The following is a 15,344-nucleotide window of genomic DNA, read 5'->3' on the forward strand; positions in this document are numbered from 1 at the left end:
GCCTCCAGACCGTAGAGTGACGCCCGTCATGCAGCCCAGAGTCACCGCGATCCTCGTCGCCGCCAACGGGGCGGACCACCTCGACCGGACCCTGGACGCGCTCGCCGCCCAGACCCGTCACCCCGAGAACCTCGTCGTCGTCGACCTCGGGTCGACCGACGGATCGACCACCGACCTGTCGTTCGGCGGCTCCGCCGAACTCCTGCGCCTGCCCGCCGGTCGCCCCTTCGGCGAGGCGGTCGCCCGCGGCGAACGCGAGGCCCCGCCCGCGGTCGCGGACGAACCCGTCGACGAGTGGCTCTGGCTGCTCGGCCACGACAACGCGCCGGCGCCCACCGCCCTCGCCGACCTCCTGTCCGCGGTCGAGATCGCGCCGAGCGTGGTCGTCGCGGGGCCGAAGCTCGTCGACGTCGACGACCCGTCGCGGCTCCGGGCGTTCGGCGAGAGCATGACCCGCTTCGGCCGGTCGATCGTCCTCGTGCAGGACGAGCTCGACCAGGGCCAGCACGACCGGAACACCGACGTGATGGCGGTCGCCGCCGGCGGGATGCTCGTCCGACGCTCGGTGTGGAACGAACTCGGCGGCTTCGACCCCGCCCTGCCGAACGTGGACGCCGCGCTCGACTTCTGCGTGCGCGTGCGCCTCGCCGGACACCGGGTCGCCGTCGTCCCTGAGGCCCGCGTGACGAGCGCCGGGCCCATCGAGGAGTTCGGGCGCAAGCGGGTCTCCGAGGGGCGGCGCGTCCGGATGCACCGGCAGGCGCAGCTGCACCGCCGGATGACCTACGCGTCCGCCGGGGTCCTCTGGATCCACTGGCTCACGCTCGTGCCGTTCGCGATCGGCCGCGCGATCGGGCACCTCGTCGCCAAGCACCCGGCCGCGGTCGGGGCCGAGCTCGCCGCGGCGTTCTCGGTCGCCTTCGGCGGCGGGACCGGACGCTCGCGACGGGTCCTCGCACGCGGCAAGAAGCTCGGGTGGGCGGCGGTCGAGCCGCTCCGCGTCAGCTGGCGCCGGGTGCACGAGCGGCGGACCACGTCGCGCGACGTCGAGCTCGCCCGGGTCGAGGACGCACCGATCGCCCGGGCGTCGTTCCTCGGTGACGGCGGCATCTGGGTCGTGCTCGCCGCGGCGGTCCTGAGCGTCGTGACCCTGTACCCGCTGCTCGGCTCGCCGGCGCTGACCGGTGGCGGGCTCCTGCCCCTGAGCACCGACGTCGCCCGGCTGTGGCAGAACGTCGGCTACGGCTGGCACTCGATCGGCACCGGCTTCACTGGGCCGAGCGACCCGTTCGCCGCGGTCGTCGCCGTGCTCGGCTCGATCACGTTCTGGTCGCCGTCGACCTCGGTCGTGCTCGTGATGCTCGTCGCGTTCCCGCTCGCCGCGCTCGGCGCCTGGTTCGCGGTGCGGAAGCTGACGACCCGCACCTGGGTGCCGGTGATCGGCGCGGCGCTGTACACGATCGCCCCGACGCTCGTCGGTGCCGTCACGAGCGGGCACCTCGGCGCCGTGATCGCGCACGTCCTCCTGCCCTGGCTGTTCCTCGCCGTGCTCGAGGCGCACCGCTCGTGGGCCTGGGCCTCGGGCGCGTCCCTGCTCTTCGCCGTCATCGCGGCCTCGGCGCCGTCGCTGCTGCCGGTGCTGCTGCTCGGCTGGCTCGTGTCGCTCGCCGTCGGGTGGCGTCGTGCGCACCGTCGGGTGTTCATCCCGGTGCCGGCAGCCGTGCTCTTCCTGCCGCTCGTGCTCGCGCAGGTCGCCCGCGGCAACGTGCTCGCCGTCTTCGCCGACCCGGGCGTGCCCTCGGCCACCCGCGCACCCTCGGCCTTCCAGCTCGCCATCGGCCAGCCGGTGCCGGACTGGAGCGGGTGGCTGCCCACCACGTCCGGGCTCGCGCTCGCCGCCTGGATCCTGCCGGTCCTCATGGCGGTGCTCGCGCTCCCGGTGGCCGTCGCCGCCATCGGCGCGATGCTCGGCCACCGCTGGGCCGTCGCGGGAGCCACGCTCCTCATCGCGCTGGCCGGCTTCGCCACCGCGTTCGCCGCCACCCACGTCACCGTCACCGGGGTCGGGTCCACGACCACGATCATCTGGCCGGGCAGCGGGCTGAGCGTGTACTGGTTCGGCATCGTCGCCGCCGCCTGCATCGGGATCGACGTGCTGCCGCGGATCGCGCCGGTCGCGGGACTCGTGACGACCGTGGTCGCCGCCGTCACCGTGGCACCGGCGTTCGGGGCGTTCTACCTCGGCAACGCGGTGATCCAGCCGACCTCCGGCCGGGTGCTCAGCGCGTACGTGAACGCCGAGGCGCAGGCCAACCCCGACGTCGGCACGCTCGTCGTCGACCCGCAGGACGACGGCTCGCTTGCGGTGTCGCTCGAACGCGGTCAGGGCTCGACGCTCGACGACCAGACCACCCTCGACTCGACGGCGCTCACGCTCAGCCGGTCCGGTGCGCAGCTCGCGACCCTCGCCGGCAACCTGGCGAGCCGGAGCGGGTACGACCCCGAGCCCGCACTGCGGCAGCTCGGCGTGAGCTTCGTCCTGCTCGACGACGCCCCCGACGGTTCCTCCGCGCAGGAGGTCCACGACCGTGCAGCCGGGGCGATCGGCCAGAACGCGCTGTTCACGAGCATCGGTGAGACGACGAGCGGCCAGCTGTTCCACTACGAGGGCGACGTCGACCGCCCGTCCACCGGGTCGGCCGGGGCACAGGCGACGCACGTGCTCTACCTCGTGGTCCTCGGGGTCGTGTTCGGCGCCGCGGCGCTGCTGGCGGTGCCCACCGCGCCCCGTCGACGCCGTGCCACCTCGAACGTCATCGAGGCCGAGGAACCCGCCACCACCTTCGACGAGGAGCGCGACGAATGAGCCGTACCCCCGCCTCCGTCCGCCGCTGGGTCGTCCGCGGCACGGCGACCGCGATCGCCGTCGTGGTCGCCGCCGGAGCCGTCACCGCGGCGCACGCCCTCGGCACCGACACCGACCCGGGTCGTCCCGCGGGCAAGACGGTGACACCCGTCCCGGCCGACGCCGAGCGCGTCTGCGCCGGCAACGCGCTCCGGCTCTCGGACGACGCCGGCAACGACGCGACGAAGGCGAGCACCGTCGGCTCGGCCACCGTCGCCACCGCGACCACCGGGTCGAGCGTCGAGCGCTCCGGCCTCGACGACTCCGCGACCGGCGGGAGCAAGCCGCGCCTCCTGACCGCTCCGGCGGGGGACACCACCCCGCAGGTCGCCGGCAGCAGCTACCAGAGCGTCGCGAGCGGGGACGTCGTCGGCGTCGGTGCCGCGTCGTGCGACGACCCGAGCCAGTCCACCTGGCTGGTCGGTGGGTCCACCGAGACCGGCCGCACGAGCCTCGTCACGCTGTCGAACCCGACCGACGTGAACGCGACCGTCGACCTGTCGATCTACGACGGTTCCGGCACGGTCAGCGCCCCTGGCACGACCGGCATCGTCGTCGCGCCGAACACCCAGAAGGTCGTCCCGCTGTCCGGGTTCGTCTCCGACCAGGGCTCGACCGTCGTGCACGTCGAGTCCTCCGGCGGCCAGATCGTCGCCCACATGCAGGAGTCCATCGTCCGCACCCTCACCCCCGGTGGGTTCGACATCATCTCCGGCGGTGCGGCGCCCTCGACGTCGCAGATCATCCCGGGCGTGGTCCTCGACGGCGCCCAAGAGGCCCAGCGCGGCGACGACACGGCCGACGCCGCACCCATCGTCCGGCTGTTCGTGCCCGGCACGAAGGCGGCCCGCGTGACCCTCGGCATCACGACCGCCGACGGGGGCGGGTCCACCGTGAACGCCACCGCCGAGCCCGGTGTCGTCACCGACGTCACGCTCGACGACTTCCCGGACGGTCGCTACGCCTTCACCGTCACGTCGACCGAGCCGCTCGTCGCCGGCGCCCGCACGACCACGCCCACCTACGACGGACGCACGGACGTCGGGTGGTTCGCCTCCGCCGACCCGCTCGGCGAGTCCACCATCACGGCGGTGGCGCCCGGTGAGAACCAGCGCCTCACGCTCGTCAACCCGACGCGCTCCGACGCCGACGTCACGATCCGCTCCGGCGACGAGACGCAGGACGTGCAGGTCGTCGCCGGTGGTGTGCGCACCGTGGTCGTCCCGGTCGCGAAGCAGCTCGAGCTGCAGGGGACCGAGGGGCTCGTCGCCGGGGTGACGTACATGGGCGACGACGGCATCGCAGGGTTCCCGGTGCGGGCGGCGACCGAGGTCTCGACGCCGGTCCGGGTCTACCCCTGAGCCGTGGCGCTGGCGCGCTGCGTCACCAGTGACGGTAGCGGTCCGGCGCCAGGTCCCACGGGTCCTTGTCGATCAGCTCGCCCACGGCGCGGAACACCGCGGTCTCGATGATGATGCGCTTGTCGGTGTCGTCCTTCTCGGGACTGCGGGTGACCCGCTCCACCGGGACGCGGAACACGGTCACGCGGCGCTGCTCGCGGTCCACCCGCCACCGGGGCATGTGGTCCGGCAGGGTCGAGTCCGTCGGCATGTCCGCGACCTGGAACACGACGCCCTCGAGTTCGGCCGGCCAGAGCCCGAGCAGGTAGTGCGCGGTGTCCCCGACGATGCGGTCGAACGTCTCGGCGCGGGTGATGATCGGCGCGAGGTCCGGACCGGTCACGCTGGACCGTCCGCCGCGTCCGTGCCGGGACCGACCGCGGCCCCGGTCGACGGGTGTGACGAGACGAGTCCTGCGACGCATCCCCACATCGTACGCGGCGCGGGCGGTGCCGCCCTGCTCCGATAGGGTCGGTGGCGGTATGGACGTGAGGATCTGCAGCAAGGTCGCCTGTGGCGCGAGCGCCTCGGCGACCCTGACGTACGACTACGGGGACTCCATGGTCGTCGTCGGCCCCCTCTCCACCCGCGTCGAACCCCACGGCTACGACCTCTGCGCCCGCCACGCGGCGCAGCTGCGCGTCCCGCGCGGGTGGCAGGTGGTGCGGCGCGAGCCGCTCCGTCGCGACGCGGACTGACGCGGTCGGGTCCGGTCCTCCACAGGGGGATCCCTGGAGGCGCGGCTCACGGCACCGACGTCGGCTGACGACCCGCGCCTCCCGGCGTGGAAGACTGGGCCGCATGCCCACCGAAGCCCGTACCGCAGCACCGTTCCGCGTCGCCGACCTCGCCCTCGCCGAGGCGGGGCGCCACCAGATCCGCCTCGCCGAGAACGAGATGCCGGGGCTCATGTCCCTGCGCGAGGAGTTCGGCGCGTCGCAGCCGCTCGCCGGCGCGCGCATCGCGGGCTCGCTGCACATGACGGTGCAGACGGCCGTCCTCATCGAGACGCTCGTCGCGCTCGGTGCGCAGGTCCGGTGGGCGAGCTGCAACATCTTCTCCACGCAGGACGAAGCCGCCGCGGCCATCGCCGTCGGTCCGACCGGCACGCCTGAGTCGCCGGCCGGTGTCCCCGTGTTCGCGTGGAAGGGCGAGACGCTCGAGGAGTACTGGTGGTGCACCAGCCGGATCTTCGACTGGTCGGCCGAGGCCGCAGCCGCCGGCGCCGACTGGATCGGCCCGAACCTCATCCTCGACGACGGCGGCGACGCCACGATGCTCGTGCACACCGGCGCCGATGCCGAAGCCGCCGGCCGTGTGCCCGATGCCGGGGCCGACGCGAGCACCGAGTGGAAGATCGTCCTCGACACCGTCGCCGCCTCACTGCAGGATTCGTCGGACCGCTGGACCCGCATCGCGGCCGACATCGAGGGCGTGACCGAGGAGACCACCACCGGCGTGCACCGCCTCTACGAGCTGTCGCGCACCGGCGAGCTGAAGTTCCCGGCGATCAACGTCAACGACTCCGTCACGAAGTCGAAGTTCGACAACAAGTACGGCATCCGGCACTCGCTGCCCGACGGGCTCAACCGGGCGACCGACGTGCTGATCGGCGGCAAGGTCGCGTTCGTCGTGGGCTACGGCGACGTCGGCAAGGGTGCGGCCGAGGCGCTCCGCGGGCAGGGCGCCCGCGTGATCGTGTCCGAGGTCGACCCGATCTGCGCGCTCCAGGCCGCGATGGACGGGTACCAGGTGGCGCGCCTCGCGGACGTCGCCGACCAGGTCGACATGGTCGTCACGTGCACGGGCAACCTCGGCGTCGTCGGTGTCGACGAGATGCTCGCGCTGAAGCACCTCGCGATCGTCGCGAACGTGGGGCACTTCGACAACGAGATCGACATGGCGGGCCTCGAGTCCCTGCCGGGCGTCGAGAAGGTCGAGATCAAGCCGCAGGTGCACGAGTGGCGTCTGCCGACGGGCCGGTCGATCCTCGTGCTCTCCGAGGGGCGGCTCATGAACCTCGGCAACGCCACGGGGCACCCGTCCTTCGTGATGAGCAACTCCTTCACGAACCAGGTGCTCGCCCAGATCGAGCTGCACACCCGCCGCGCCGAGTACCCGACGGGGGTGTACGTGCTGCCGAAGCACCTCGACGAGAAGGTGGCGCGGCTGCACCTCGACGCGCTCGGGGTCGCGCTGACCGAGCTCCGGCCGGAGCAGGCGGCGTACATCGGTGTCCCGGTCGAGGGCCCCTACAAGCCCGAGCACTACCGGTACTGACGCGGGCGCGCCGCGGGCGCGGCGCGGGCGCGCTGCCGCCGCGCGGCGGGCGCGCTGCCGCACCGCACAGCCAAAGTCGCCCGGAACCACGCATCCGCGCGGCTCCGGGTGTTTTGGGTTGTGCGCCGGCAGCCGCCGGCGGCCGCCGGCTGCCGGCCGCCGGCACCCGGCGCGACCGAGCGCGGCTCGCGGCCCGCGGCCCGCGGGCCGCGGCGACGAACCACGTTTCCGACATCGAACCAGCCTCCCGCGCTGGTTCGACGTCGGAAACCTGGTTCGATAGCCGGACGCGAGCCGCGCCGCCGCGACGCCCGCCGCGGCGCCGCGCGCCCGCCGCCGCGCGCCCGCGGCGCAGCGCGTCAGCGCGGGAACCCCGGCGGCCGCGCCGTCGCCGCCGCCGACGCCCGGTCGAGCACCGCCGCCCGACCCCGCAACGCGCGCAGGTCCCGCTCCCGCCGCAGCACGACCACCCCGGCGAGGAACACCTCGGGGTGGACCGCCGGCACCGGGTGCGCGTACTCGGCGACCGCTGCCGCGAGAGACCGTGCCGCCGCCTCCCGGAGCTCGGGGCGGAGGTCGGCAGCACCGCGGAAGAACGCCCCGAGCCGGTTCTCGAGCCGCTGCGGCAGCGCCGACACGTCCGCGACCCCGGCCCAGGCGACGAGCTCCGCGGGCATGAGGACCTCGGGGGACCGCTGCTTCGCCGCCCGCTCGTGCTGCACGAACGTCCCGGCGAGCAGGTCCCCGATCCGCCGCGGACGGGATCCGAACAGCGCCACGAGCAGCGCCACGGAACCGAACGTCATCCACAGCTCGAACAGCCCGACGAGGGCACGGGTGAACGCGTGCCGGAACCCGATCGCCCCGCCGTCGAGCCGGACGACCCGGGTGCCGGTCGCGTACCGGCCGACGCTCTTGCCCCGGGTGACGGTCTCGAGCGCCGCTGGGACGAGCACGAGCACGAAGACGAGCACGCCGATGCTGAGCGCCGCTGCCCAGGCCTCGTCGAGGTCGCTCGGCCAGACCCGCGACAGGCCGATCATGAGCATGACGTAGAGCGCGAGCAGGCAGACACCGTCGAGGAGCGCCGCCGCGAGCCGCAACGCGATGCCGGCGGGCTGCACGTCGAGTGCGACGGCCTCGCCGACGACGAGCTCGTCGTTGGTCTCGTCGAGCGCGACGACGAACCGACCGTCGGCGAGGTCACGCGGCACGCGGGTCTTCGGCATGGGATCATTCTGTCGGAGACGCACGCCCACCGCCCGGACGGCACGGACGCGCGAACACCGGAACGAGCGGGGGAGACGCTGTGGACCTGGACGCCTACACCGAGGTGCACCGCGACCGATGGCAGGAACTCGACCGGCTCGCCCGCACCCGCCACGCCTCCGGTGCCGACGTCGACCGCCTCGTCTCCGGCTACCAGGCGGCGGCGACCGACCTCTCGCGCATCCGCGGCGCCGCCCCGCGCACCGCGGTCGGCGACCGGCTCTCGCTGACACTGTTCCGCGCCCGACTCCGGTTCACCGGCGCCCCCGTCGACCCGCTCGCGGCGCTGACGTCCTTCTTCGTCCTGCAGCTCCCCGCCGCCCTGTACCGGATCCGCTGGGTCGCGATCTGGGTGGCGGCCGCCACGGCGGCGATCGCCGCGATCACGGCGGTCTGGATCACGACCACCCCGGGCGCCGTCGACACGTTCGGCACCCCCGAGGCCCTCCGGCAGTACGCGACCCGGGACTTCCAGGCGTACTACTCCGACCACGGCCTCGGTGCCTTCACGGCACAGGTGTGGACGAACAACGCGTACATCGCCGCCACCATGGTCGCCTTCGGGATCACCGGACTCTTCGTGCCGTTCTCGATCGGCCAGAACGCGATCAGCCTCGGCGTCTCGGCGGCCGTCCTGCACGACCAGGGCCGCCTCGGTGACTTCTTCCTCTACATCGCCCCGCACGGGCAGCTCGAGCTGTACTCGATCTTCCTCGCGGCCGCCGCCGGCCTGATGATCTTCTGGTCGTGGGTCGCCCCCGGGGCCCGCACCCGCGGACAGGCCCTCGCCGAGGACGGCCGAGCCCTCATCACGATCGCGGTCGGCCTCGCCCTGACGCTCCTGCTGTCCGGTCTCGTCGAGGGCACGGTGACCCGGCAGGACTGGCCGTGGCCCGTCAAGATCGGGATCGGCACCGTCGCCCTCGCGGCCGTGCTCTGGTACCAGTGGGGCCTCGGCGGTCGCGCGTACCGCGCGGGGCAGCGCGGCGACCTCGAGGAGTTCGAGCGCGGAACGTCCGCGCTCGTCGCCGACTGACGGACGCCTAGAGCCGTCCGGTCGCCTTCGCGCGGATGTACGCGTCCGCGACCAGCGGCGGCACCTGCTCGGGTGCGGCCCGGACGACCTCGGCCCCGGCGCGGCGCGCCACGTCCGCCACGCCGTCGGCATCGAGGAGCGTGCGTTCGGCGGCAGCGCGTCGGTACACGTCGCGCTCGGCACGGCCCTGGAGGGACGGCACGCGTCCGCCCCGCCGCCCCGGTCCCGAGACCGCCGGGCCCACCGCCCCGCTCGCCATCCGCTCGACGGCCGGGTCCGTCACGCTGGTGACGACGACCGCGTGCCGCCGCGTCAGGCGGGGGAGCACGGCGAGCAGGTCACCCGACGCGCCGACCGAGTCGAGGCTCGACACGAGCACCACGAGGGCCCTGGAGGTGGTGATCGAGTCGACGAGCCCGGGCACCGCCGACCAGTCGGTGGCCGCGATCCCGGGTTCCGCGAGCGCGAGCGTCTCGCCGAACCGCTGCACGACGTCGGTGCGCGTGGCACCGTGGACGCGACCCCGGACGGCGTCGTCCAGCACGGCGAGGTCCACCCGGTCGCCCGCGGCCGCCGCGAGTGCGCCGAGGAGCAGCGCGGACTCGATGAACGTGTCGAGCCGCGGTTCGTCGTCGACTCGGCCGGCACCGGCACGCCCGGCGTCGACGACGACGATCACCCGACGGTCCCGCTCCGGACGCCAGGTGCGCACCACGAGGTCCTGGCGGCGGGCGGTCGCACGCCAGTCGATCGACCGGACGTCGTCGCCGCGCACGTAGTCCCGCAGTGAGTCGAACTCGGTGCCGTGGCCCCGCAGTTGGAGGGTGGTCTCGCCGTCGAGTTCCCGCAACCGCGCGAGCCGCGAGGGCAGGTGCCGACGCGACCGGAACGGTGGCGTGACGACCAGCTCGGCGGGCGCCACGAGGACGCGTTGGCGTGCGGCGAGCCCGAGCGGCCCGAACGCACGCACGGCGACGCCGGCGGAGGCCCGGCGGCCGCGACGGAACGGGGCGAACCGCATGCGCGCGGTCCGCCGTTCCCCGGCGGGCACCTGCAGGTCGATGCGGCGCGGGGCCTGCCCGGCGGACGGCTCCCACATGTCGCGCACCACACCGCGGAGCGTCCGGCGGCCGTCGTTGGCGAGCACGAGGGTGCCGTCGGCGGTGGTGTCCCGGCGGGCGAGCCGGGGCATCCGCCGCTCGACGCGCACGGCGGTGAGGTCGGCGGCGAGCAGCACGTCGAGCAGGGCCGCCAGCACGACCACGCCCGCCCAGGCCGCACCCGCCCATCCCGTGCCGAGCAGCACGGTGGGCACGATCGCGACGGCGAGGAGCGCGACGAACCGGCCGGAGATCGCCACTAGATCGGCACCCGGACCTGCTCGAGCACCTGCTGCAGCACCCCGTCGGCACCGACGCCCTCGAGCTCGGCGTCGGCGGCCACCCGCAGCCGGTGCCGCCACACCGGCAGGAGCATGGCCTGGACGTGGTCCGGCGTGATCGCGTCGTAGCCGGTGAGCCAGGCCCAGGCCTTCGCGGCGGCGAGCAGGGCGGTCGCACCGCGGGGGCTGACCCCGACCCGGACGGACGGCGCCTGCCGGGTGGCGCGGGCGAGGTCGACGATGTACGCGAGCACGTCGTCCCGCGCCCCGACCCCGCGGACCGCGCGCTGTGCGGCGAGGACCTCGTCGACCCCGAGGACCGGTGCGATCCCGGCCGACCGGACGTCCCGCGGCACGAAGCCGTCCGCGTGCCGACGGAGCACCTGCCACTCGACGTCCCGCGGCGGGACGTCGAGCGTGAGCTTCATGAGGAAGCGGTCGAGCTGGGCCTCCGGGAGCGTGTACGTGCCCTCGAACTCGATCGGGTTCATCGTCGCCGCGACGAAGAAGGGATCGGGCAGCACCCGGGCGTCGCCGTCGACGCTGACCTGGCGTTCCTCCATGGCCTCGAGGAGTGCGGACTGGGTCTTCGGCGGCGTCCGGTTCACCTCGTCGGCGAGGAGCACGTTCGTGAACACCGGTCCCTCGCGGAACGGGAAGGTGCCCGTCGAGGCGTCGTACACGAGCGAGCCGGTGACGTCGCCGGGCATCAGGTCCGGCGTGAACTGGATCCGCTTCGTGTCGAGCGACATCGCGGCGGCGAGGCTCCGGACCAGCAGGGTCTTCGCCACGCCGGGGACGCCCTCGAGCAGGACGTGCCCCTGCGCGAGGATGCCGACGATCATCCCGGAGACGGCGCCCTCCTGCCCGACGACGGCCTTGCCGACCTCGGCGCGCAGCCGTCCGAACACGTCGCGCAACGGATCACCAGCGGGGGTCGCCTGCGGGGTCTGGGTGGTGGACGGATCGGTCACGGTCGTGCTCCTCGGTGGTCTCGGTCGGTCTGCTGGGCGCCGGTGGTCGCGGCGAGGACGGCGCGCTCGAGGTCGTCGAGCGCCGCTGCCCCGGCGGTGAGGGCCCGGTCGTCGGTGGCCGGGCCGCCGACGAGGACCGCCCCGACGCGCCGGTCGGGGATCCCGGTGGCGCGTGCCGCGGCCCGGACGACCTCGTCGACGTGGGCCGACCGGGGGAGCCCGAGCCGGCGTGCCGTGCGACGGAGGGCCGCGATCCGGAGCGTGTCGAGCGCGTGGGTCCGGTCGCCGGTGCGTGCGGCGAGCCGGGCACGGCCCTCGGTGGTCTCGGCGGCACGGACGACGACCGGCATCCGCTCGACCACGAGCGGGCCCAGCCGGCGGCCGCGCCAGACCGCGGCGGCGACGGCGACGAGTCCGAGCAGCACGAGTGCGCTCGGTACCCACGGCGGTGCGAGCGACCCGAGGGTCGGTGCCGCGTCCGACGTGCCGGGGGTCGGCGTGTACCAGGTGAGCGTCGCGTCGTCGCCGAGCAGGCCGAGGGCGAGGGTGGCGTTGCCGGCGGTGGTGATCGTGTCGTTCCGGAACGCCGCCGTGGTCCCGACGAGCGTGACGTCACCGGCCGGGGTCGCCGTCCGGACGAGGCCGTAGGCCCGGTCGCCGCCCGAGCCGGACGGTGCGCAGAGGTCGGTGCCGCTGGGGGCCCGGCCGCCGTCCGGCACGGCGTACCCGGTGCCGCCGAGGGTCACACGCTCGGCCCCGGCAGCGGCCGGGATCGCGCACGAGGCGGTGGACACGGTGTCGTCCCCGCCGACCTGCGTGACCGGCTCGACGTCGAGCCCGAACGCCTCGAGCGTCGCGGGGGCCGTCGACACGAGGACGACGTGGTCCGCCTGCCGAGCGATCCGCCGCGCGACGCCTCGGTCGAGGACGCCCTGCTCGTCGTCGACGAACACGGTGCCGTCCCCGATCCGGTCGGCGCGGTCGACGATCCGGACGTCGGTGCCCTGCTGCTCGAGCACCCGCACGAGTGCCTTCGCGCCGCTCGACGTCGCGGAGGTCGGGTCGAGCGGCGCCTGCCCGGGACCGGTCCGCCCGACGACGGCCGTGAGCACGGCGAGCACCGTGCCGACCAGGACGATGGCGACCCAGAAGCCGACGCGGAGCCCACGGCCCGCGCGGCGCGGCGCGGTCGAGGTCGAGGCTGCTCCCGACGGTGCGGACGGGGTGGCGGTCGCGGTCACGCGGGGACCGCCGGGGTCGTCGTCCGTGCGGGGCGTGCCGTCCGGACGGCGTGCTCGGTGTCCAGGACGTCGCGGGCGCTCCGCTCGGTCGCGTCGGCGCCGAGGTACCGCACCTCGTCGAAGGTGGCCGCGGCGCGCTCGAGCCGCGCGGCCTCGGCCGGGAAGACCACGGCCGCCCGGCCGGCGATGGCACGCGCGGTGGCGCCGGGGACGTCGGGGACGAGGTCGCGCTCCCCGAGCCCACGGGCGAGGGCACGGTACCCGTCGAGCACGGCGCGGGACCAGTCACCCGCGCGCAGGGCTGCTCGGGCGTCCTCGGCGATGGCACCGGCGGGACGCAGGTCGTCGTCGTCGAACACCCCGCCGACCTGCCCGTCCGCGAGCCGAGCGCGACGCCGGGGGAGTCCGCGGGCGACGACCACGAGGACGACCACCGCGACGAGCACGACGACGGCCGTCCAGAGCAGGGTGTGCGCGACCGCGGGGGAGCCGAGGCCGTCCGCGCGGAGCGAGCCGAGCCAGTCGAGGACCGCACGCGAGGCACGGTCCCACCACGTCACGTGGGCACCGTCGTACTCCGACCGCTCGAGCTCGCGTTCGAGGAGCCGTCGTGCGTCGTCGGGGTCGATCGTCATGCGCGGCCGTCCGGCGGGTACCGTCCGGGTTCGCCGCCCCACTGCGGCGGCGTCGGGCCGCCCGGCTGCTGGCCGCCCGCGCCCGGCTGCCCCGGCCACGGCTGGCCAGGCCACGGCTGCTGCGGACCCGGACCGCCACCGGGCCAGGTCGGCCCCGGCCACGGCTGCTGCGGCCCCGGACCGGCACCCGGCCACCCCTGCCCCTGCCCCGGCCACGCCGGCCGGTCCACCCGCGGCGACGGCGCGAACGGGTCTCCCGGCTGTCCGGTCTCGAGGTGCGACGCGATCCGCTGGTCGAGCGCCTCGGTCCGGATGCGGCGGTCGATCGCCAGGAAGGTCACGACGGACGCGGAGAGCACGTCGGTGATGCACTGCACCGCGATCCCGAGCAGGCTCCCCACGACGATCGCCACGAGCCCGCCGACCCCGGCTCCCGACCCCGCATCGGTCTGCCCGAGCGGGTCGAACGTGCCGCCGACGAGCGTCGCACCGATCGTGAGCGGGACCGAGGCGATCGACACCGCGAAGGCGAACATCACCTGCACGAGCAGGATGATGCCGAAGGTGCGCCAGAAGGCTCCGCGGGTGAGCCGCCACGACTGCGCCGCGGCCTGGAAGACGGGGCGTCCCTCGAGCGCGATGGTCGGGACGGTGAACGCGAACTTCGTCCCGAGCCAGACGAGCACGACCGTGAAACCGAGGCCGAGCACGAAGAAGGTGAGCAGGAAGCCGCCGATGCCCGACCCGTTGCCGGAGAGCCCGGCGGCGGCGCCGACCAGCACGAGCACGAAGACGATCCCGATGACGGCACCGGCTGCGAGCTGCAGGAGGATCCAGGCGACCACCGACCAGCGTCGTCCGGCGAGGAGCGCCCAGAGCCCGCGGAAGGTGGCGCGCCGTCCGAGGATGCGTTGTCCGGTGTCCGCGGCGACCGGGGCGACGAGGAAGCCGCGCCCGAGGTAGGCCAGGAACGGGAGCCCGATCGACAGCACCAGCCAGAGCGTCACCGATCCGGCGAGGATCGACGTCTGGCCGTCCACGTCGCCGTCGACCGCCGAGAGCATGCGGGACTGGATCGCACGCTGGCCGAACGCACTCGCGATGGTGGAGAGCAGCCCGAGGACCCCGCTGAGCAGCACGCTCCAGAGCAGGAGCACCCGCGCGTTGCGGCGGAACACGGTGAAGGCGCCGCTCAGGACGTCACCGAGCCCGAGCGGTCGCAGCGGGATGACCGGCCGCGACCCGGCCGGCGGCGGCCCCGGCGGCCGACCCGGCCCACCGGACTGGCCCGGCCACGGGGCGGACGGCTGCTGCCCCGGGGGCCGAGCCGCGCCTCCTGGGCCGTTCCCCCGACCGTCCTGCGGACCGCCGGGCGCCCCCGGTACCTGCCAATCGGACATCGCCGCCCCCTCGTGGTCCCGACCGAGCACGCGGAAGGCGCGGTCGACACCCATCCTGTCGGAAAACGCCGTCGCACGGGGCCTCGGCTATCGTGAGTGGTCAGGTGCCGACCGGGTACCGTTGCACGTCACACGGAGTCCCCATCACATGACACCGCGCATCCTCGTCGTCGACGACGACCAGGCCCTCGCCGAGATGATCGGCATCGTCCTCCGCTCCGAGGGCTACGAACCCGAGTTCAGCGCCGACGGCAACGACGCCATCGACGCGTTCCACGGGACGAAGCCCGACCTGGTGCTGCTCGACGTGATGCTCCCGGGCATCGACGGCATCGAGGTCTGCAAGCGCATCCGCGCCGAGAGCGGCACGCCGATCATCATGCTCACCGCCAAGGGCGACACGTCCGACGTCGTCGCCGGGCTCGAGAACGGCGCCGACGACTACGTCGTGAAGCCCTTCAACCCGAAGGAGCTCGTCGCCCGCATCCGCACCCGGCTCCGCCCGACGGCCGCCGACGCGACGGTGCTGCACGTCGGCGACCTCACCGTCGACGTCGCCGGGCACGAGGTCCGTCGCGGCGACGCCGTCATCGCGCTGACCCCGCTCGAGTTCGACCTGCTGCGGGCGCTGTCCGAGAAGCCGAACCAGGTGTTCACCCGCGAGATGCTGCTCGAACAGGTCTGGGGCTACCACTACAAGGCGGACACCCGCCTGGTGAACGTCCACGTGCAGCGCCTCCGCGCGAAGATCGAGCACGACCCCGACAACCCGAAGATCGTCACCACGGTGCGCGGCGTCGGGTACCGGGCCGGAGGAGCCTGA

General features: G+C 74.3%; 13 protein-coding genes. 6 read left to right on the top strand and 7 right to left on the bottom strand.

What is annotated here, in order from left to right; genetic code table 11:
* The first annotated feature begins 28 nt into the window (after window positions 1-28).
* Window positions 29-2,866 (top strand): glycosyltransferase family 2 protein, encoded by a 2,838-nt coding sequence (locus BJK06_RS14620; RefSeq protein WP_070419517.1) that lies wholly within the window; start codon window positions 29-31, stop codon window positions 2,864-2,866.
* The gene (locus tag BJK06_RS14625; RefSeq protein ID WP_070418492.1) at window positions 2,863-4,266 is read left to right on the top strand and encodes a DUF5719 family protein; all 1,404 of its coding nucleotides are present in this window, start codon (window positions 2,863-2,865) and stop codon (window positions 4,264-4,266) included. Before BJK06_RS14620 ends, BJK06_RS14625 begins: the two co-directional genes overlap by 4 nt.
* 22 nt (window positions 4,267-4,288) lie before the next feature.
* Here BJK06_RS14625 and BJK06_RS14630 read toward each other — a convergent pair whose 3' ends face one another.
* On the bottom strand, window positions 4,289-4,648 hold the full coding sequence (locus BJK06_RS14630) for a metallopeptidase family protein (protein WP_254789530.1): 360 nt from the start codon (window positions 4,646-4,648) through the stop codon (window positions 4,289-4,291).
* Window positions 4,649-4,787: 139 nt separating this feature from the next.
* Between BJK06_RS14630 and BJK06_RS14635 the strand changes: the two genes are divergently transcribed.
* Both BJK06_RS14635 and ahcY read left to right on the top strand, forming a co-directional pair.
* Window positions 4,788-5,003: a DUF3499 family protein gene (locus BJK06_RS14635; protein WP_070418494.1), complete on the top strand. Its 216-nt coding sequence runs from the start codon at window positions 4,788-4,790 to the stop codon at window positions 5,001-5,003.
* Between the two features lie 103 nt (window positions 5,004-5,106).
* Window positions 5,107-6,585, top strand: coding sequence for an adenosylhomocysteinase (gene ahcY / locus BJK06_RS14640; protein WP_070418495.1), 1,479 nt, complete (start codon window positions 5,107-5,109; stop codon window positions 6,583-6,585).
* Window positions 6,586-6,944: 359 nt separating this feature from the next.
* Here ahcY and BJK06_RS14645 read toward each other — a convergent pair whose 3' ends face one another.
* The gene (locus BJK06_RS14645) at window positions 6,945-7,814 is read right to left on the bottom strand and encodes an RDD family protein (protein WP_070418496.1); all 870 of its coding nucleotides are present in this window, start codon (window positions 7,812-7,814) and stop codon (window positions 6,945-6,947) included.
* 80 nt (window positions 7,815-7,894) lie between these two features.
* On the opposite strand from BJK06_RS14645, the gene BJK06_RS14650 reads away from it, so the two are divergent.
* Complete coding sequence (locus BJK06_RS14650) at window positions 7,895-8,890, top strand: stage II sporulation protein M (protein ID WP_070418497.1); 996 nt, start codon at window positions 7,895-7,897, stop codon at window positions 8,888-8,890.
* Window positions 8,891-8,897: 7 nt separating this feature from the next.
* Here the strand turns inward: BJK06_RS14650 and BJK06_RS14655 are convergent, their stop codons facing one another.
* The 5 genes from BJK06_RS14655 to BJK06_RS14675 are packed head-to-tail and all read right to left on the bottom strand — an operon-like array spanning window position 8,898 to window position 14,521.
* Entirely contained in the window at window positions 8,898-10,250 is a 1,353-nt protein-coding gene (locus BJK06_RS14655; RefSeq protein WP_070418498.1) for a DUF58 domain-containing protein, read from the bottom strand.
* Window positions 10,250-11,245: an AAA family ATPase gene (locus BJK06_RS14660; RefSeq protein WP_374930683.1), complete on the bottom strand. Its 996-nt coding sequence runs from the start codon at window positions 11,243-11,245 to the stop codon at window positions 10,250-10,252. Before BJK06_RS14660 ends, BJK06_RS14655 begins: the two co-directional genes overlap by 1 nt.
* The gene (locus BJK06_RS14665) at window positions 11,242-12,486 is read right to left on the bottom strand and encodes a DUF4350 domain-containing protein (protein WP_070418499.1); all 1,245 of its coding nucleotides are present in this window, start codon (window positions 12,484-12,486) and stop codon (window positions 11,242-11,244) included. Before BJK06_RS14665 ends, BJK06_RS14660 begins: the two co-directional genes overlap by 4 nt.
* Window positions 12,483-13,121: a DUF4129 domain-containing protein gene (locus BJK06_RS14670; protein WP_070418500.1), complete on the bottom strand. Its 639-nt coding sequence runs from the start codon at window positions 13,119-13,121 to the stop codon at window positions 12,483-12,485. Before BJK06_RS14670 ends, BJK06_RS14665 begins: the two co-directional genes overlap by 4 nt.
* A complete protein-coding gene (locus tag BJK06_RS14675; RefSeq protein WP_181015098.1) occupies window positions 13,118-14,521 on the bottom strand; it encodes a glycerophosphoryl diester phosphodiesterase membrane domain-containing protein in 1,404 nt (467 codons plus the stop codon). The genes BJK06_RS14670 and BJK06_RS14675 overlap by 4 nt, the downstream gene beginning before the upstream one ends.
* Window positions 14,522-14,669: 148 nt before the next feature.
* Between BJK06_RS14675 and mtrA the strand changes: the two genes are divergently transcribed.
* Window positions 14,670-15,344, top strand: a complete 675-nt coding sequence (gene mtrA / locus BJK06_RS14680) for an MtrAB system response regulator MtrA (protein ID WP_070418502.1) — start codon at window positions 14,670-14,672, stop codon at window positions 15,342-15,344.

The sequence above is a fragment of the Curtobacterium sp. BH-2-1-1 genome (genome assembly GCF_001806325.1).
Lineage (GTDB): Bacteria > Actinomycetota > Actinomycetes > Actinomycetales > Microbacteriaceae > Curtobacterium.